An 18,013-nucleotide genomic window follows, 5' to 3' on the forward strand; every position below is an offset into this window, starting at 1 on the left:
TCAGTGCGCGCCGGAAACGACGACCGGAATTTCGGTCGCGGGCGGCGTGTTGCGGCTGCGGCCGCAGCGCACGATGCCGTCGATCATCACCATGCCCACGCCCGGAATGTCGCCGAGCTGCACGCTTTCGAGCAGGCCCGGTGCGGGCGAATGCTGCGCACGGTCCATGAACACGAAGTCGGCATCGCGGCCCACTTCGATCAGCCCGCAGTTGAGCTTGCGGATCTTCGCCGTGTTGCCCGTGGCGAAGCAGAACACCAGCTCGGCCGGGATGTTCGCGATGGACGACAGCATCGCCACCATGCGCAGGATGCCCAGCGGCTGCACGCCCGAGCCCGCGGGCCCGTCGGTGCCGAGGATCACGCGGTGCGGGCACTTCAGCTCCAGCGCCGCCCTGGCCGCCGCGATGGCCACCTTCTCGTTGCCGTTGTGCACGATCTCGATCGCGCGCGAGCTCTTCTCGCACAGCTCGCACACATGCGCCTCGGGCAGCGAGGTGTGGCCGCCGTTGATGTGGCCGATGATGTCGGCGTCGGCTTCGAGCACCACGTCCTTGTCGATCAGGCCCGAGCCCGGGATCGACGGGCCGCCCGTGTGGATCGTGCTCTGGATGCCGTACTTGCGCGCCCAGGCCACCATTTCCTTGGCCTCGTAGCCGGCCTTGACCGAGCCCAGTCCCACTTCGCCCAGCAGGCCCACGCCTGCCTCGGCGAGTTCCTTGAAGTCGCTCTCGACCATGCCCTTCTCGATGACGGGTGCACCGGCGAGCACCTTCACGCCGCCGGGGCGGAAGTTGTCGAAGGCGCGTTGCGCGGTGATGGCCAGCGCCTTCAGTCCGACGATGTCCTTGGGGCGGCCGGGCAGGTGCACTTCGCCGGCGGAAATCATCGTCGTCACGCCGCCGTGCATGGTCGAGTCGATCCAGCCGATCTGGCCCTGGCGCGGCGTCCAGTCGCCGAACACCGGATGCACGTGGCTGTCGATCAGGCCGGGTGCCACGCAGGTCTTGCGTGCGTCGATCACGGTCTGCGCGCCTTCGAGGTCGCAGTCTTTCTCTTTGCCGACCGCCGCGATCAGGCCGTCGTTCACCACGATGGTGTCGGCGTCGAGGATGGGCTTGTCGATGTCGCCCGAGAGCAGCAGCCCTATGTTCTTGATGACGACCTTGCCCGACTTGCCGCCGGCTGCGATTTCTGCCATTTCGATGTGTCCTCGTGGGGTGATGTGTTGTCTTGCGGCTCGTCCGCGCGCACCGTGCGCAGCAGCGTCTCGATCACGAAGTCTTCCCAGTGCGCGACGGCCTCCGGCGACTCCATCGGCTCGCCGAGGAAGGCGGTGAGCGTGTGCCGGTTGGAGGTGTAGAAATAGCCGGTGGACGCTATCAGCAGGTAGATGTCGCGCGCCACCAGGTCCTTGCGGAACAGGCCCTGCGCCGCGCCACTGGCGAGGATCTCCGCAATGATCGCCACCGCCCGCGACGAATACTCGCGCGCGCGCAGCGACTTCGAGATGTGCCGCCCCTTGTGCAGGTTCTCGGTGTTCAGCAGCGTGACGAACTCGGGGTTCTTGCGGTAGTAGCCCAGCACGAAGCGGATCACTTCGGTGAATGCCTCCACCGGCCGCGAGGCGTCGAGCGCAATGGCGGCCTCGGCATCGTCCATGCGCTGGTAGATGCCCTCGAGCACCGCGATGAACAGGCCTTCCTTGCTGCCGAAGTAGTAGTAGATCATCCGGTCATACGACTTCGCGGCCTTGGAGATCTTCTCCACGCTGCCGCCGTCGTAGCCGTATCGGGCGAACACCTTGGTCGCCGATTTCAGGATGCTGTCGCGCGTGGCCTGCGCCGCGGCCTCGCGCACGCCGGTGCGGCGCTGGGGCTTGGCGGCGGTGCGGTTGTCGGCCATTGCGCGCGGCGCCCTGCTTATTTTTCGGCGAACGCGCGCTCTACGACGAAGTCGCCGGGCGTCGAGGTGTTGCCTTCCTTGAAGCCGCGCTTTTCGAGGATGTGCTTCAGGTCGACCAGCAGGCCGGGGCTGCCGCACAGCATGACGCGGTCTTCCTCGACGTTGAGCGGGGGCAGGCCGAGGTCGTCGGTGAGCTTGTTGCTCTCGATGAGGTCGGTGATGCGGCCCTGGTTGCGGAACTCCTCGCGCGTGACCGTCGGGTAGTAGAGCAGCTGCTTGGCAACCATCTCGCCCAGGAACTCGTGCTTGGGCAGGTGGTCGATCACGAGGTCGTGGTAGGCCAGCTCGTCGACCTGGCGCACGCCGTGCACCAGGATGACCTGCTCGAACTTCTCGTAGGTGTCCGGGTCGCGGATGATGCTCATGAACGGTGCCAGGCCGGTGCCGGTGCCGAACAGGTACAGGCGCTTGGCCGGCAGCGTGTAGTCGATCAGCAGCGTGCCGGTGGGCTTGCGGCCCACGATGACGGTGTCGCCCACCTGGATGTGCTGCAGCTTCGAGGTGAGCGGGCCTTCTTCCACCTTGATGCTCAGGAACTCGAGATGCTCCTCGTAGTTCGGGCTCACGATGCTGTAGGCGCGCAGCAGGGGCTTGTTGTTGACCTTCAGGCCGATCATCGTGAAATGACCGTTCGAAAAGCGCAGCGCCGGGTCGCGCGTGGTGGTGAAGGTGAACAGGCGGTCGGTCCAGTGGTGGACGCTCAGGACGCGTTCTTCGCTGAATGCACTCATACGGAACTCAAGAGTTGGTTGGAACAGTGGAAGGTGGCTGGGCCGGGATGCACGCCCTTGGGGCATGCGGCCGCCGGCCGGCTGCGAACCCTCCATTGTCGTTGGTCGGAAAAACCCCGACGGACAGCGCGAGAAAACACCATTGCAAGCATCGGGCCCGTTTGCTACATTGACTGCGAATGTAGTGAACGCAACATGAAAGTGTAGGGAATGCTACACAAACGGAAGTCGGTGCACAAGCGGGCTGACGGCACGTTTGTTGCAAACCCCGGCAGCCAGGATTTGCCCCCGCACATCACCGAAACGCCCACGAGATCGCCCCGATGACAGAACACACCAAGACAGATGGCCTCCCCGGCATGGACATGCCCGTGGTGGCCGAAGCCGGCAGCGGCGCCTTCGGCAAGGCGCCGCCGCGCAACGAGCGCATGAGCACTGCCAAGGTCGAGTGCAACGCCTGCCCGGTGCTGTGCCAGATCTCCGACGGCCGCACCGGCGCCTGCGACCGCTACGCCAATCGCGACGGCGTGCTGGTGCGCGTCGATCCGGTGGTGCTGCTGCGCCGGACGATCGAGAGCGAGGCGCCGGCGCTGGTGTTTTTCGATCGCCCGGGCGCCGAGCCCGCCACGGCGCAGGCCCCCGACTGGAACGGCGACCTGCTGCACGCCGACGAAGTCTTCGTCACCGGCGTGGGCTCGTCCACCACCTACCCCGACTACAAGCCGGCCCCCTTCATCGTGGCCTCGAAAGCCCGGGGCGTCGACATGGTCACCGTCGTCACCGAAGGCATCTTCAGCTACTGCAGCTTCAAGGTGAAGATCGATACCGACCGTTTCCTCGGCTCCGAGCAGGCCAACGTGCGCTACCGCGGCGAGGTCGTGGGCCACGTCACCACGGCCGAGTACGGCTCGCAGATGCTCTCGCTGGGCGGCGTGCACCACCTCACCGGCGGCAGCAAGAAAGAAGGCCGCATGACGGCCGAGCTGATGCAGCTGCTGGGCAACAAGAAGGCCGTGGAGTGCACCATCGACGGCGGCTCCACCCTCGTCATCCAGGCCGGCAGGGCGCCCATCGTCAACGGCGTGGAAGAGCAGCGCATGCGCGTGGGCTGCGGCTCGGCGGCGGTCGGCATCTTCGCGCGCCAGTTCGCGGGCGTGGCCGACGAGGTGGTGGTGGTCGACGACCACATCACCGGCGTGCTCACCGAGCACCAGGCCGGCCGCTGCCTCGACATGGCGCCCTCGGGCATCCAGATGCTGGGGCGCAAGTCGACGCCGGGGCGCTACTTCCAGGTGGCCAACCCGGGCAACGGCTGGGGCGGCACCGACATCGCCGATCCGCTTGCGATCATCGAGGGCTGGGAAGAGGGCGTGGCGCGGCCCGGCCTGCGCCTGCTGATGACCTCGACCACCGGCGAGCACGCGCAGTGGTACGTGCTCGACGATGCGCTCAAGCCCGTCGAACAGCCAATGCCGCCCGAAGTGAAGCGCATCGTCGATCGCATCGGCGAGAACTGCGAGCCTTCGCTGTGCACCGTGCTGTTCCTCGGCGGCGCCGGTGGCAGCCTGCGCGCGGGCGTCACCGAAAACCCGGTGCTGCTCACGCGGGCCATCAAGCGCGCGCTGGTCAACGTCACCTGCGGCGGCGCGCCGGCCTACGTGTGGCCTGGCGGCGGCATCACCGTGATGGCCGATGTCATGCGCATGCCCGACAACAGCTTCGGCACCGTGCCCACGCCAGCCATCGTCGCGCCCATCGAGTTCAGCATGCGGCGCGACGACTACGAGGCGCTCGGCGGTCACATGGAGCACATCTTTTCGCTCGAGCAGGCGCTCGCGCGCGGTGCATGGCAGGAAGACGGCGCACCGCTCGCACGCCAATGGCTCGCAATGGACGATGCCAACCCGTGGCCGCTCGGCCACGCACCCATGCTGGGCTGATCCATGCTCGCGTCGATGTGCGGCTTGCGTGTTGCTCCTTCCCCCTCCGGGGGAAGGCTGGGATGGGGGCAGGCAGAGCGCCCAATGGATACGCCGCGTGCCCCCACCCCGACCCTCCCCCGGAGGGGGAGGGAGAAAGACGGGGGCGCGCAGCCATGAGCGCCCAACGCAGTGCCCTCGACAGCGGCCGCTGGCACTTCAACCACGGCCCGATCGACATCGTGGCCGAGGCGCACGGCGACCCCTACGCCGTGGCGGCCGCGCACGACGCTGCGTGGGCACGCTTCGTCCATGTGCTCGACGAGCTCGTGCGCGAGCTGCCGCTGCTGCGCCTGCCCGTGAGCGACGACATGCGTCCGCGAGGCGTGGTCGCCAGGCGCATGTGGGACGCCTGCGCCGCGTTCTCGCCGATGTTCATCACGCCCATGGCAGCAGTCGCGGGCTCGGTCGCGCAGGAGCTGATCGCGTTCTACGACCGCCCCGGCATCGAGCGCGCGTGGATCAACAACGGCGGCGACATCGCACTGCACCTCGCGCCCGGCCAGTCGGCGCGCGTGGGTGTGTTCGCCGACCTCGCGCGCTTCGACTGGCGCGACCACGGCGGCGCCCTCATCACCGACGGCCAGTTCGAACTGCACGCGGACCAGCCCGTGCGCGGCGTCGCCACCAGCGGCTGGCGCGGGCGCAGCTTTTCGCTGGGCATCGCCGACAGCGTGACGGTCCTGGCCGCCACCGCAGCGCAGGCCGACGCCGCCGCGACAGTGATCGCCAACGCCGTCGATGTCGACGACGACGCCATCGCGCGCCGCCCCGCGAACGAATGCAAGGACGACAGCGACCTCGGCGACATGCTCGTCACCGTCGACGTGCCGACGCTCGCACCGTCGCAGGTCAAAAGCGCACTCGATACGGGCGCGATCTGCGCCAAGGTCCTGCAAAAAGGGGGGCTCGCCTGGGCCGTTCTACTCGTTTGCCAGGGGCAGTTTCGACTTGTCGAGCCCTTATGCTCGAAGTCGCTGCAGACAGTGCTGCCGAAAGCAGTTGGTTCAGTATTTGCTTAACGAAAAGCAAGGTCCTTTTTCATGATCGATATACGCCGCGTCTTCACCCATGTCGAGCACATCCACCACGAGTTCGGACCGCGTGCCGACACCCCGTTGGTGCGCGGTGCCATCGGCGCGGTGCTGACCAATCCTTTCGCCGGCCGCTACGAGCCCGACATCCTTCCGATGATGGCGCTGCTCGACCCCGTGGGCGTCGACATGGCGCACAGGCTGCACGCCGCCATGGACGTGCCGCTTGAGCAGATCGCCACCTACGGCAAGGGCGCCATCGTCGGCGCCGATGGCGAGCTGGAGCACGGCGCACTGTGGCATGTGCCCGGCGGCTACGCGATGCGCGAACTGCTCGGCTGGAAGGGCAGCCGCGCGGCCTACACCGCGGGCAAGGCCGAAGAGAAAACCGGCCAGCCAGGCAATGCGCTGTCCATCGTGCCCTCGACCAAGAAGGTCGGGCCGCCCGGTGCCGCACTCGACGTGCCGCTGACCAACATCAACGCGAGCTACGTGCGCGGCCAGTTCGATGCCATCGAAGTGCGCGTGCCCGGCGCGCCTGCGGCCGACGAGATCGTCTTCATCCTCGCGATGAGCACCGGCTACCGCGTGCACGCCCGCGTCGGCGGCCTGCTCGCCAAAGACATCAGCAAATGGGACGGCCTGCGCTGACCTGAACAAGAGACACGAAGGAACACAAGACATGACCGCCAACATCCGCAAGCTCGTCGTTCAGGTCGACGAAACCCGCAAGGAGATGGGCCAGGACGTCACGCCGCCCACGCGCCGCGCCGTCGCCATCGCCGTGATCGAGAACCCCTACGCGGGGCGCTACAGCGAGAACCTCGACGAACTCATCGCCATCGGCGAAGAACTCGGCGCGCTGCTGGGCCAGAAGGCCGTGAAGGCGCTCGACATCGAGCCCGGCCAGGCGCAGAGTTACGGCAAGGCCGCCATCGTCGGCGAGCGCGGCGAGCTCGAACACGCCGCTGCCATCCTGCATCCCAAGCTCGGCGCGCCGCTGCGCGCGGCGGTCGAGAAGGGCGCGGCGCTCGTGCCTTCGGCCAAGAAGCTGGGCACGCTGGGCACTGCCATCGACGTGCCGCTCGGCCATAAGGACGCGGCCTTCGTTCGCAGTCACTTCGACGCCATCGAAGCCCGCGTGAGCGATGCGCCGCGCGCCAACGAGATCGTGGTGGCGGTCGCAGTCACCGACAGCGGCCGTCCACTGCCGCGCATTGGCGGCCTGCAGGTCAGCGAAATCAAGGGCGAAGACGGTCTGCGCTAACGCCGTCCCGCCCGCCCCGCATCCACTCACGCCGTTTTCTTCTCTTTCGATCCCAAGGAGTTTTCCTCATGAACCCATTGCGTCACGTCTTCAGCGCCGCGGCCCTCGCCGCGCTGACCACTGCTCTCGTTCCCGCGCATGCGCAGGGCGTGATCAAGATCGGCGAGGTCAACAGCTACAAGGCCCAGCCCGCCTTCCTCGAGCCCTACAAGAAGGGGATGGAGCTGGCCGTCGAAGAAATCAACGCCAAGGGCGGCGTCAACGGCCGCAAGGTCGAACTCATCACGCGCGACGACAACGCCAACCCGGGCGACGCCGTGCGCGTGGCCGAGGAGCTGGTGGCGCGCGAGAAGATCGACGTGCTCACCGGCACCTTCCTGTCGAACACCGGCCTGGCCGTGGCCGACTTCGCCAAGCAGAAGAAGATCTTCTTCCTGGCCGGCGAACCGCTGACCGACAAGATGACCTGGCAGGGCGGCAACGAATACACCTACCGCCTGCGCCCCGGCACCTACATGCAGGCCGCGATGCTCGTGCCCGAGGCCGTCAAGCTCAAGAAGAAGCGCTGGGCGGTCGTGTACCCCAACTACGAATACGGTCAGTCGGCCGTGGCCGCGTTCAAGACGCTGCTGAAGGCCGCGCAGCCCGACGTCGAGTTCGTCGCCGAGCAGGCGCCGCCGCTCGGCAAGGTCGATGCGGGCGCGGTCGCGCAGGCGCTGGCCGATGCCAAGCCCGACGCGATCTTCAACGTGCTGTTCGGCGCCGACCTGTCGAAGTTCGTGCGCGAAGGCAACACGCGCGGCCTGTTCAAGGACCGCGCGGTCGTCAGCGTGCTGACCGGCGAGCCCGAATACCTCGACCCCCTCAAGGACGAAACGCCCAACGGCTGGATCGTGACCGGCTACCCCTGGTACGGCATCCAGACGCCCGAGCACAAGGCCTTCTTCCTCGCCTACCACGGCAAGTACAAGGACTATCCGCGCCTGGGTTCGGTGGTCGGCTACAGCATGATCAAGTCGGTCGCGGCCGGCATCGAGAAGGCCAAGAGCACCGAGACGCCGAAGCTCGTCGCCGCGTTCAAGGGCCTGCAGGTCGACACGCCGTTCGGCAAGATCAGCTACCGCGCCGAGGACCACCAGTCCACCATGGGCGCCTTCGTCGGCAAGACGAAGAACGAGAACGGCAAGGGCGTGATGGTCGACTACACGTATTTCGACGGCGCCAAGTTCCAGCCGAGCGCCGCCGACGTCAAGAAGTCCCGCGCCGCCGACTGACCTTTTTCTTCCCGGAATGCTTGCACCCATGAGCCTCTCGTCCCTGCTGCTTCAGTTCCTCACCGGGCTGTCGTCGGCTTCGTCGCTGTTCCTTGTGGGGGCCGGCCTTTCGCTGATCTTCGGCGTCACGCGCATCGTCAACTTTGCGCATGGCTCCTTCTTCATGGTCGGCATCTACCTCGCCTACACGCTGGTCGAGAAGCTCGGCGGCGGCATGGCCTTCTGGCCGGCCGTGGTGCTGTCCGCCGTCGCGGTCGGCATCCTCGGCGCGCTGATCGAGATGGTGCTGCTGCGCCGCATCTACAAGTCGCCCGAGCTGTTCCAGCTGCTGGCGACCTTCGCACTCGTGCTGGTCATCAAGGACGCGGTGCTCTATGTCTGGGGCCCCGACGAACTGCTCGGTCCGCGCGCACCGGGCCTGTCGGGCTCGGTCGAGATCCTGGGCCGGCAGTTCCCCACGTATGACCTGTTCCTGATCGTCGTCGGCCCGGTCGTGCTCGGGCTCATGTGGCTGCTGCTCACGCGCACCCGCTGGGGCACGCTGGTGCGCGCCGCCACGCAGGACCGCGAGATGGTCAGCGCGCTGGGCGTGAACCAGGCCTGGCTGTTCACCGCGGTGTTCGGGCTCGGCGCGATGCTCGCGGGCCTGGGCGGCGCGCTGCAGCTGCCGCGCGAGCCGGCCACGCTCGCGCTGGACCTCAACACCATCGGCGCGGCCTTCGTGGTCGTGGTGGTGGGCGGCATGGGCTCCATTCCGGGCGCCTATGCGGCGGCGCTGCTGATCTCGGAGATCAAGGCGGTCTGCATCTGGATCGGCGTGGTGGAAATCTTCGGCTACAGCGTGTCGTTCTCCAAGCTCACGCTGGTGGTCGACTTCGTCGTGATGGCCGTGGTGCTGGTGTGGCGCCCGTGGGGCCTGTTCGGCCGGCCGCAGGCGCCGAGCCGCTACGTGGGCATGGCCGAGGAGCCGCTGCGCCGCGCGAGCAAGGGCTACCTGTGGCTGGTCGCCGCGCTGGGCGTGGTGTTGATGGCGATGCCGCTGCTCACGGTCGACTCTCCCTACACCACGGTGCTGCTGATCGACCTGCTGATCGCCGCGCTGTTCGCCGCGAGCCTGCACTTCATCATGGGCCCGGCCGGCATGCACTCGTTTGGGCATGCCGCCTACTTCGGCCTCGGGGCCTACGGTGCCGCACTGCTGGTGCGCGCGAGCGGCCTGCCGATGGAAGCGGCGCTGGTCGTGGCGCCGCTGGTCGCGGCCATCGGCGCTTTCGTCTACGGCTGGTTCGCGGTGCGGCTGTCGGGTGTGTACCTCGCGATGCTCACGCTGGCCTTCGCGCAGATCACCTGGGCCATCGTCTACCAGTGGGACTCGTTCACCGGCGGCAGCAACGGCCTCACGGGCGTGTGGCCCTCGGAGTGGCTGTCGGACAAGCGCACCTACTACTGGCTCACGCTGGTGCTCGCGGCCGCAGGCATCCTGATGCTGCGCCGCGTGCTGTTCTCGCCCTTCGGCTACGCGCTGCGCGCGGGCCGCGACTCGCTGCTGCGCGCCGATGCCATCGGCATCGACGTCAAGCGCATGCAGTGGACGGCCTTCGTCATCGCCGGTGCAGCGGCTGGCCTCGCGGGTTCGCTGTATGCCTTCTCCAAGGGCAGCATCTCGCCCGAAAGCCTCAGCGTCGACAAGTCGGTCGACGGGCTGGTGATGGTGCTGCTGGGCGGCATCCAGACGCTGGCGGGGCCGGTGGTGGGCGCCGTCACCTTCAGCTGGCTGCACGACACCGTGGCGCGCAACACCGACTACTGGCGCGCGACGCTGGGCGCGATCATCCTGCTCCTCGTGCTGCTGTTCCCGCAGGGCATCGCGGGTTTCGCAAAGCAGCTGACCGACCGCGTGCTGCGCCGGGCCAAGCCCGATTCACCGACAGCGGCCGAGGTGAAGGAGGCCAAGGCATGACCACCTCCAGTGCACCCCTTCTCAAGGTCGAGAACCTCGGCAAGTCCTTCGGCGGCGTGAAGGCCGTCGATGGCATCAGCTTCGAGCTGCACGCCGGCGAACTGCTCGCGCTGATCGGCCCGAACGGCGCTGGCAAGTCCACCACCTTCAACATGGTGAACGGTCAGCTCAAGGCCGACCAGGGTTCGATCCTGTTCGACGGGCACGAGCTCGTGGGCCGCAAGCCGCGCGACATCTGGCGCCGCGGCGTGGGCCGCACCTTCCAGATCGCCGAGACCTTCGCCTCGCTCACCGTGGCCGAAAACGTGCAGATGGCGCTGCTGTCGCACGACGGCAAGCTGTTCTCGATGTGGCGCCGCGCGGCCGACCACAAGCGCGACGAAGCGCTGGCACTGCTCGACCAGGTCGGCATGAAATCGCAGGCCGACCGGCCCTGCAGCGTGCTGGCCTACGGCGACGTGAAGCGCGTCGAGCTCGCCATCGCGATGGCCAACTCGCCCAAGCTGCTGCTGATGGACGAGCCCACCGCCGGCATGGCGCCCAAAGAGCGCAACTCGCTGATGGCGCTGACCAAGGACCTCGTCATCCAGCGCGGCATGGCCGTGCTGTTCACCGAGCACAGCATGGACGTGGTGTTTGCGTATGCCGACCGCATGATCGTGCTGGCGCGCGGGCGCCTCATCGCGCAGGGCAAACCGCTCGAAATCCGAGATCACCCGAAGGTGCAGGAGGTGTACTTCGGCAGCGGCAAGACATTCGAGAAGATTGCAGAGAAAGCCGCAGCCCTTGGAGTCGCAGCATGAGCACGCAAGAACCTCTTCTGCAGGCCAAGGCCCTGTGCGCCTGGTACGGCGCCGCGCAGATCCTCTATGACGTCGACCTCGACGTGCGCCGCGGCGAAGTGGTTGCGCTCATGGGCCGCAACGGCGCGGGCAAGTCGACCACGCTCAAGGCGCTGATCGGCATGCTCGCCAAGCGCCGAGGCGCCGTGCGTTTCCTGGGCCACGACATCTCGAAGAGCGAGCCGCACCACGCCGCGCGACTGGGCCTGGGCTTCGTGCCCGAAGACCGCCGCGTATTCACCGACCTCACGGTGATGGAGAACCTCGAGGTCGGCAAGCAGCCCGCGCGCCGCTGGGCCGACGGCACCGACGCGCCGCTGTGGACGCCCGAGCGGCTGTTCAAGCTGTTTCCCAACCTCGGCGAGATGCCCAGCCGACCGGGTGGGCGCATGAGCGGCGGCGAGCAGCAGATGCTCACGGTCGCGCGCACGCTCATGGGCAACCCCTACCTGGTGCTGCTCGACGAGCCGTCCGAAGGCGTGGCCCCGGTGATCGTCGAGCAGATGGCCAACATGATTCTCGAATTGAAGGCGCAGGGCGTGAGCATCCTGCTGTCGGAGCAGAACATGCACTTCGCCGAGCTGGTGTCCGACCGCGCCTATGTGCTCGAGAAGGGGCAGATCCGCTATCACGCGACGATGGCCGAGCTCGCGGCCAACGACGAAGTGCGCCGTGCTTATCTGAGCGTCTGAGTCTTTCGTTCTTCATCAACCCACCGGAGTCCACGCCATGCATCGCAGAACCCTCGTGAAATCCGCCGCTGCCCTCGGGATGGCCGGCGGCCTCGGCAGTTTCGGCTTCAACGCTTTCGCGGCCGGCAAGATCAAGCCGGGCGCCAAGGCTGCGTTGATCGTGGTCGACGTGCAGAACTGCTTTCTCGACGGCGGCACGCTCGCGGTCAAGGGCGGCAACGAGGTGATTCCGGTCATCAACGCACTCGCACCGGCGTTCGAGAACATCGTCGTCACGCAGGACTGGCACACGGCGGGCCATGCCTCGTTCGCAAGCACCTACAGCGGCAAGAAGCCCTTCGAGACCACCAAGCTCAGCTACGGAACGCAGGTGCTGTGGCCCGACCATTGCGTGCAGGGCACGGACGACGCGGCGCTCGGCAAGGACCTGAAGGTGCCGACCGCGCAACTCGTCATCCGCAAGGGCTTCCACAAGGACATGGACAGCTACTCGGCCTTCGAGGAGGCCGACCACAAGACGGCCACCGGCCTGGCCGGCTACTTGAAGGCGCGCGGCATCAAGACCGTGTTCGTCACCGGGCTGGCCACCGACTTCTGCGTGGCATGGACCGCGATGGACGCGCGCAAGGCCGGCTTCGAGGCCTATGTAATCGAGGACGCCACGCGCGGCATCGACCTCAACGGCTCGCTCGCCGCGGCCTGGAAACAGATGGCGGCCAAGGGCGTCAAGCGCATCCAGTCCGCCGATGTACAGGCCACCTGAACGAACGAATCGTTCCCTGACGACGACAACCTGAGAAAAAGACGCATGAAGCTTTCGATATCAAGGCGCGCCATGGTGGCGGGCGGCGCAATGCTGGCGCTCGGCCCTGGATTTCTTCGATCGGCACGCGCTGAAAACGGCGTGTCCGACACCACCATCCGCATCGGCCAGTCGGCCGTGCTCAGCGGGCCGGCGAAAGACTTCGGCATCGACTACCGCGCGGGCATCAAGCTGTACTTCGACCGCGTCAACAAGTCGGGTGGCGTCAATGGCCGCAAGATCGAACTCGTCACTTACGACGATGCCTACGACCCGGCGAAGACGGCCGCCAACACCGCGAAGCTGATCGATGAGGACAAGGTCTTCGCGCTCACCGGCTACGTGGCCACCGGCAACCTCGCGGCCGCGATGCCGCTCGCTGAGAAGGCCGGCGTGCCGATGTTCGCGCCGCTGGTGGGCACCAGCTCGTTCCGCGCCAAGGTCAACCGCTACCTGTTCCACGTGCGCGCGGGCTACGACCTGGAGCTGCGCAAGATCATCAGCCACCTCTCGACCATCGGCATTTCGTCGATCGCCGTGGTGTACCAGGACAGCCCCTTCGGCAAGTCGAACCTCGCCACCTGCGAGGAATTGGCGGCCGACTACAAGGTGCAGGTCGTGAAAACGCTGCCGCTCGCGATCACGGCGGAAGACGCGAAGCAGGTCGCCACCAGCCTCGCCGAAGCCAAGCCCGGCGCGGTCGTGATGATCATGGCCGGCCGCATGGTCGAGGTGTTCATGCGCGACTACCGCGCGAACGGCGTGGGCTCGCCGCTGTACACGCTGTCGGTCGGCATCACCGACGCGGCCGGCTCGGCCAAGCGGCTCGACGGCAAGCTCGCGGGGCTGGTCACGGCCAGCATCGTGCCGCCGCCGACGGCGCAGCGCGTGCCCATCGTGGCCGACTACCAGCGCGACCGCGCCGAGTTCGGCGAGAAGATCGACAGCTACACCGCGCTGGAGGGTTACATCGTCGCGCGCGTGATGGCCGAGGGCCTGCGCCGGGCGGGCAAGACGCTCACGCGCGACAGCTTCATCGCCGGGCTGGAGAGCATCGGCAGCACGCGCTTCGGCGACTTTCCCATCGAGTACAGCGCGAAGAACCACAACGGCTCGACCTTCGTGGACCTGGAGATGTACACCCGTGACGGACAGTTGCGGCGCTGAGCCGCTGCACCTGCTGGTCAACGGCCGGGCGCAATCGATCGAGGGCGTGCCGCGCGAGGCGACGCTGCTGCACCTGCTGCGCAACGACCTGGGGCTGAACGGCCCCAAGTACGGCTGCGGACTGGGGCAGTGCGGCGCGTGCACGGTGCACGTCGACGGCGTGGCGGCGCGCTCGTGCGTGATTCCCGCGCATGGCGTGGCGGGGCGTGCGATCACCACGCTCGAAGGGCTGGGCGCGCGCGGCGATTGGCATCCGGTGCAGGCCGCGTTCGAAGATGCGCAGGCCGCGCAGTGCGGCTACTGCCTCAACGGCATGGTGATGCAGGCGGCCGCCTTGTTCGCGCGCGATCCGGATGCGAGCGAGGCGCGCATCCGCAGCGAGCTGTCGGGCAATTTGTGCCGCTGCGGCACGCACATCGAAATACTCGATGCGGTGCAGCGCGCGGCTTTCCGCATGCGCGCGAAGGTGGCTCCATGAGCCGGTGGCCTTTTTCCCTCTTCCGGTGGGAGAGGGGGCAACAGCCATGACACGCCGCGCCGATCTGCCGCGCACGCGCGCCGAATTCCTCGCTTCCAACGGCGTTCTGCTGGTGGTGCGCGAGACCCCGCCCGCGCCGCCGACCGCCAATGGCCAGCCAGCCTTCATCGCCGGCAACCCCATCGAGGGCGACGAGATCCTGCTCGCCGTATGGGACGACGGCAGCGCCTGCGCGCTCAACGGCCACGTCGACCTTGGCACTGGCATCCAGACCGCGCTCGGACAGATCGTGGCCGAGGAGCTCGACCTCGGCATGCCCTGCGTGCGCGTGATGCTCGGCGACACCGCGCGCGCGCCCAACCAGGGCGCGACCATCGCGAGCGCGTCGATCCAGATCCATGCGCAGCCGCTGCGCCTCGCCGCCGCGCAGGCGCGCGCGTGGCTGGTCGCACGCGCGGCCGAGCGGCTCGGCGTGGACGTCGATGCGCTGCAGGTGCGCAACGGCGTGGTGCGCGTTACCGAGGCGCCGGATCGCCACGTCGGCTACGCCGAGCTCGTGGCCGGCCAGCGCACCGTGCTGCGGCTCGATTCCCAGGCGCAGCCCAAGGACCCGGCGGACTACCGCGTCGTCGGCACGCGCCAGGCGCGCGTCGACATTCCGGCCAAGCTCGCGGGCGACCTCGTGTTCGTGCACGACATGCGCGTGCCCGGCATGCTGCATGGCCGCGTGGTGCGCCCGCCGTATGCGGGCGCGGACCATGGCGAGTTCATCGGCAACACGCTCGAGTCGGTGGACGAATCGTCCATCGCGCACATTCCCGGCATCCGCGCGGTGGTCGTCATCCGCGATTTCATCGGCATCGTGGCCGAGCGCGAGGAGCACGCCGAGCAGGCGCTGCGCGAACTGCGCGTCGCGTGGAAACCGTGGCCCGGCATGCCCGACCTCGGCGACCTTGCACGGGCGCTGCGCGACAACCCCTCGACGCAGCGCCTGCTGGTCGATGAAGGCGATGTGGATGGCGCCATCGCCGCGGCCGCGCAGCCGATGCACCGCACGTATGTGTGGCCGTACCAGATGCACGCGTCCATCGGGCCCTCGTGCGCGCTGGCCGAGTGGCAGCCGATCGATGGCGGCGGCATCGTCCTTCGCTGCTGGGCCGGCTCGCAGAACCCGCATGTGCTGCGCGCCGATCTGGCGAAGCTCATGGGCGTGGAAGACGTGCAGGTCGACGTCATCCGCATGGAAGCGGCAGGCTGCTACGGCCGAAACGGCGCCGACGACGTGGCCGCCGATGCCGCCTTGCTCGCGCGCGCCGTCGGCGCGCCGGTGCGCGTGCAGCTCACGCGCGAGCAGGAGCACGCCTGGGAGCCCAAGGGCGCCGCGCAGCTCATGGAGATCGACGGCGGCCTGATGGCCGATGGCCGCGTGGCCGCCTACGACTTCGAAACCTCGTACCCGTCCAACGGCGCGCCCACGCTCGCGCTGCTGCTCACGCGCACCATCGAGCCGGTGGCGCAGGCCTACGAGATGGGCGACCGCACTGCGCGCCCGCCATACAGCTACGACAACCTGCGCGTGAAGGTCAACGACATGGCGCCGATCGTGCGCGCCTCGTGGCTGCGCGGCGTGTCGGCGCTGCCGAGTTCGTTCGCGCATGAGTCGTACATCGACGAGCTCGCCACGGCGGCGGGTGTCGATCCGGTGCAATTCCGGCTGCGGCACCTGGACGATCCGCGCGCGTTCGAGCTCGTGCAGGCGACCGCGCAGAAGGCCGGCTGGCGCATGCGCACCGGACCGCAGGAAAACGCCGACGGCGGGCTCGGGGAGGGCGGCGACATCCTCTTCGGGCAGGGCTTCGCGTATGCGCGCTACATCCACAGCAAGTGGCCGGGCTTCGGCGCGGCGTGGGCCGCGTGGGTGGCCGATGTGGAGGTCAACCGCAAGACCGGCGAGGTGCACGTGCGCCGCGTCGTGGTGGGGCACGACGCGGGTTTGCTGGTCAACCCAGCGGGTGTCGAACACCAAGTGCACGGCAACGTGATCCAGACCACGAGCCGGGCGCTGAAGGAGCAAGTGCAGTTCGCGCCGCAGGGCGGGTCTGGCGGCGCACAACTGCCTGGGGTGTTGCCTTCCGGTGTGGTCGCGAGCCGTGAGTGGGGCAGCTACCCGATCATCAATTTCCGCGAAGTGCCGGTGATCGAGGTGATGCACATGCCCCGGCCCGGCGAGCCTTCGCTGGGCGCGGGCGAATCGTCGTCGGTGCCGGGGACGGCGGCGATCGCGAATGCGATCTTCGATGCGACGGGAGTGCGGTTCAGATCGCCGCCGTTCACGCCGGAGACGGTGTTGGCGGAGTTGAATCGGGAATTTCTCCCGCCCCCTTTGGGGGAGGGCGGGGGTGAGCGGCGTACGAATGGTGACGCTGCCGTGCCCCCATCACAACCTTCCCCCAGAGGCGGAAGGAGCAATGCGGGAGCCATCTGGCCCAAGAGGAAGGGCCTGTGGGCCACTGGTGCCGCACTCTTCATCGGCGGCCTCGGCATCATCGCCGGCCTGCTCGGCTGGCGCTCCGCCATCGCGCCCGTATCGCTCACCGCACCCGTCTACAGCCAGTCCACCATCGACCGCGGCCGCGTGCTCGCCGCCGCCGGCGACTGCGCCGTGTGCCACACCGTGCCCGGCGGCACACCGAACGCAGGCGGCCGCGCGATGGAGACGCCCTTCGGCACGCTCTACACCACCAACCTCACGCCCGATGCGGACACGGGCCTCGGCCGCTGGTCTTTCAGCGCCTTCCAGCGCGCGATGCGCGAAGGCGTCTCGCGCGACGGCCACTACCTGTACCCCGCGTTCCCCTACACCGCGTTTGCGAAGACCAGCGACGACGACCTGCAGGCGCTCTATGCGTACTTCATGTCGATGCCTGCGGTGCGTGCGGAAACGCCGAAGTCCGAACTCAAGTTCCCGTTCAGCATGCGCCCGTTGATGGCCGGCTGGAACGCGCTCTTCCACGACCCCACGCCGGTGCGGCCCGTGGCCACGCAAAGCGCCGAGTGGAACCGCGGCGCGTACCTCGTCAACGGCCTGGGTCATTGCGGCGCATGCCACACGCCGCGCAACGCGCTCGGCGCGGAGCAGGGCGGCAGCGCGTTCCTCTCGGGCGCGATGGTCGACGGCTGGGAGGCGCCCGCACTCACGCAGTTGTCGAAGGCCGCCGTGCCGTGGGACACCGACGCGCTGTACCGCTACCTGCGTAACGGTCATTCGCCGCGCCACGGCATCGCGGGCGGGCCGATGGCCGAGGTGGTGCGCGAACTCGCGCAGGTGCCCGACGACGATGTGCGCGCGATGGCCGTGTACCTCGGCTCGCTCAATCCCGCACCGGTGGCGGAGCCGCAAGCGCTTGCGCAACAGGCCATCGACAACGCGGCGCGCACCCAGGGCCAGCTTCTCGGCCCCGCGCAGCGCATGTTCGACAGCGCCTGCGCCTCATGCCACCACGACGGCGACGGCCCCACGCTGCTCGGCGTGAACACGCCGCTGGCCCTCAACAGCGGCCTCACGAGCGCGCGGCCCGACAACCTGCTGCGCACCATCCTCGACGGCGTGCGCGAGCCCGCAAGCCGCGACATCGGCTTCATGCCTGCGTTCCGCGAGGCGCTCGACGACCGGCAGATCGCCGAACTCGCCGGCTACATGCGCGCGCGCTTCGCACCGCAGGAGCCCGCGTGGGCCAACCTGCCCGCCGAAGTGGCGCGCGTGCGAGCCGCGCGGCACTGACACAAAAGGAGCGGCCGGCCGCGTCGCCTCCCCGCTGCGCCG

15 protein-coding genes are annotated in these 18,013 nt (G+C 68.1%); 12 read left to right on the plus strand and 3 right to left on the minus strand.

The window, feature by feature from the left end; translation table 11 throughout:
- Genes ACCD11_RS17830 through ACCD11_RS17840 form a run of 3 tightly spaced genes read right to left on the minus strand, consistent with a single transcriptional unit; the run spans position 1 to position 2,695 of the window.
- Positions 1-1,200, minus strand: coding sequence for an amidohydrolase family protein (locus tag ACCD11_RS17830; protein ID WP_413314887.1), 1,200 nt, complete (start codon positions 1,198-1,200; stop codon positions 1-3).
- Positions 1,146-1,904: a TetR family transcriptional regulator gene (locus ACCD11_RS17835; RefSeq protein ID WP_007831892.1), complete on the minus strand. Its 759-nt coding sequence runs from the start codon at positions 1,902-1,904 to the stop codon at positions 1,146-1,148. Before ACCD11_RS17835 ends, ACCD11_RS17830 begins: the two co-directional genes overlap by 55 nt.
- Positions 1,905-1,921: 17 nt before the next feature.
- Positions 1,922-2,695, minus strand: a complete 774-nt coding sequence (locus ACCD11_RS17840; RefSeq protein ID WP_007831891.1) for a ferredoxin--NADP reductase — start codon at positions 2,693-2,695, stop codon at positions 1,922-1,924.
- Positions 2,696-3,018: 323 nt separating this feature from the next.
- Between ACCD11_RS17840 and ACCD11_RS17845 the strand changes: the two genes are divergently transcribed.
- The 12 genes from ACCD11_RS17845 to ACCD11_RS17900 all read left to right on the plus strand — a co-directional run bounded on the left by ACCD11_RS17845 (position 3,019) and on the right by ACCD11_RS17900 (position 17,971).
- Complete coding sequence (locus ACCD11_RS17845) at positions 3,019-4,635, plus strand: 6-hydroxynicotinate reductase (protein WP_413314889.1); 1,617 nt, start codon at positions 3,019-3,021, stop codon at positions 4,633-4,635.
- A gap of 155 nt (positions 4,636-4,790) precedes the next feature.
- Positions 4,791-5,696, plus strand: a complete 906-nt coding sequence (locus ACCD11_RS17850) for a UPF0280 family protein (RefSeq protein ID WP_413314890.1) — start codon at positions 4,791-4,793, stop codon at positions 5,694-5,696.
- A 21-nt stretch (positions 5,697-5,717) separates the two neighbouring features.
- Positions 5,718-6,359, plus strand: coding sequence for an amino acid synthesis family protein (locus ACCD11_RS17855; protein WP_007831883.1), 642 nt, complete (start codon positions 5,718-5,720; stop codon positions 6,357-6,359).
- Between the two features lie 31 nt (positions 6,360-6,390).
- Positions 6,391-6,975: an amino acid synthesis family protein gene (locus tag ACCD11_RS17860; protein ID WP_413314891.1), complete on the plus strand. Its 585-nt coding sequence runs from the start codon at positions 6,391-6,393 to the stop codon at positions 6,973-6,975.
- Positions 6,976-7,043: 68 nt separating this feature from the next.
- The gene (locus ACCD11_RS17865) at positions 7,044-8,249 is read left to right on the plus strand and encodes an ABC transporter substrate-binding protein (protein WP_007831879.1); all 1,206 of its coding nucleotides are present in this window, start codon (positions 7,044-7,046) and stop codon (positions 8,247-8,249) included.
- Positions 8,250-8,277: 28 nt separating this feature from the next.
- Positions 8,278-10,209: an ABC transporter permease gene (locus ACCD11_RS17870; RefSeq protein ID WP_413314892.1), complete on the plus strand. Its 1,932-nt coding sequence runs from the start codon at positions 8,278-8,280 to the stop codon at positions 10,207-10,209.
- Complete coding sequence (locus ACCD11_RS17875) at positions 10,206-11,012, plus strand: ABC transporter ATP-binding protein (protein ID WP_413314893.1); 807 nt, start codon at positions 10,206-10,208, stop codon at positions 11,010-11,012. Before ACCD11_RS17870 ends, ACCD11_RS17875 begins: the two co-directional genes overlap by 4 nt.
- Entirely contained in the window at positions 11,009-11,743 is a 735-nt protein-coding gene (locus tag ACCD11_RS17880; RefSeq protein ID WP_413314895.1) for an ABC transporter ATP-binding protein, read from the plus strand. The genes ACCD11_RS17875 and ACCD11_RS17880 overlap by 4 nt, the downstream gene beginning before the upstream one ends.
- Positions 11,744-11,780: 37 nt before the next feature.
- Positions 11,781-12,506 carry a bifunctional nicotinamidase/pyrazinamidase gene (gene pncA / locus ACCD11_RS17885; RefSeq protein WP_413314896.1) on the plus strand — a complete coding sequence of 242 codons (726 nt, stop codon included), beginning with the start codon at positions 11,781-11,783 and terminating at the stop codon, positions 12,504-12,506.
- Positions 12,507-12,551: 45 nt separating this feature from the next.
- Complete coding sequence (locus ACCD11_RS17890) at positions 12,552-13,712, plus strand: ABC transporter substrate-binding protein (RefSeq protein ID WP_413314897.1); 1,161 nt, start codon at positions 12,552-12,554, stop codon at positions 13,710-13,712.
- Positions 13,690-14,190, plus strand: a complete 501-nt coding sequence (locus ACCD11_RS17895; RefSeq protein ID WP_413314898.1) for a (2Fe-2S)-binding protein — start codon at positions 13,690-13,692, stop codon at positions 14,188-14,190. Before ACCD11_RS17890 ends, ACCD11_RS17895 begins: the two co-directional genes overlap by 23 nt.
- 46 nt (positions 14,191-14,236) lie before the next feature.
- On the plus strand, positions 14,237-17,971 hold the full coding sequence (locus tag ACCD11_RS17900) for a molybdopterin cofactor-binding domain-containing protein (protein WP_413314899.1): 3,735 nt from the start codon (positions 14,237-14,239) through the stop codon (positions 17,969-17,971).
- The last annotated feature ends 42 nt before the right edge of the window (positions 17,972-18,013 follow it).

Origin of the sequence: Variovorax sp. Varisp36 (assembly GCF_047304235.1) — a bacterium.
In the GTDB taxonomy this organism is placed as follows: domain Bacteria; phylum Pseudomonadota; class Gammaproteobacteria; order Burkholderiales; family Burkholderiaceae_C; genus Variovorax.

Coding starts and splice junctions, on each gene's coding strand:
- ACCD11_RS17830 (WP_413314887.1), bottom strand. CDS start 1,200: ATGGCAGAAATCGCAGCCGGCGGCAAGTCGGGCAAGGTCGTCATCAAG.
- ACCD11_RS17835 (WP_007831892.1), bottom strand. CDS start 1,904: ATGGCCGACAACCGCACCGCCGCCAAGCCCCAGCGCCGCACCGGCGTG.
- ACCD11_RS17840 (WP_007831891.1), bottom strand. CDS start 2,695: ATGAGTGCATTCAGCGAAGAACGCGTCCTGAGCGTCCACCACTGGACC.
- ACCD11_RS17845 (WP_413314889.1), top strand. CDS start 3,019: ATGACAGAACACACCAAGACAGATGGCCTCCCCGGCATGGACATGCCC.
- ACCD11_RS17850 (WP_413314890.1), top strand. CDS start 4,791: ATGAGCGCCCAACGCAGTGCCCTCGACAGCGGCCGCTGGCACTTCAAC.
- ACCD11_RS17855 (WP_007831883.1), top strand. CDS start 5,718: ATGATCGATATACGCCGCGTCTTCACCCATGTCGAGCACATCCACCAC.
- ACCD11_RS17860 (WP_413314891.1), top strand. CDS start 6,391: ATGACCGCCAACATCCGCAAGCTCGTCGTTCAGGTCGACGAAACCCGC.
- ACCD11_RS17865 (WP_007831879.1), top strand. CDS start 7,044: ATGAACCCATTGCGTCACGTCTTCAGCGCCGCGGCCCTCGCCGCGCTG.
- ACCD11_RS17870 (WP_413314892.1), top strand. CDS start 8,278: ATGAGCCTCTCGTCCCTGCTGCTTCAGTTCCTCACCGGGCTGTCGTCG.
- ACCD11_RS17875 (WP_413314893.1), top strand. CDS start 10,206: ATGACCACCTCCAGTGCACCCCTTCTCAAGGTCGAGAACCTCGGCAAG.
- ACCD11_RS17880 (WP_413314895.1), top strand. CDS start 11,009: ATGAGCACGCAAGAACCTCTTCTGCAGGCCAAGGCCCTGTGCGCCTGG.
- pncA (WP_413314896.1), top strand. CDS start 11,781: ATGCATCGCAGAACCCTCGTGAAATCCGCCGCTGCCCTCGGGATGGCC.
- ACCD11_RS17890 (WP_413314897.1), top strand. CDS start 12,552: ATGAAGCTTTCGATATCAAGGCGCGCCATGGTGGCGGGCGGCGCAATG.
- ACCD11_RS17900 (WP_413314899.1), top strand. CDS start 14,237: ATGACACGCCGCGCCGATCTGCCGCGCACGCGCGCCGAATTCCTCGCT.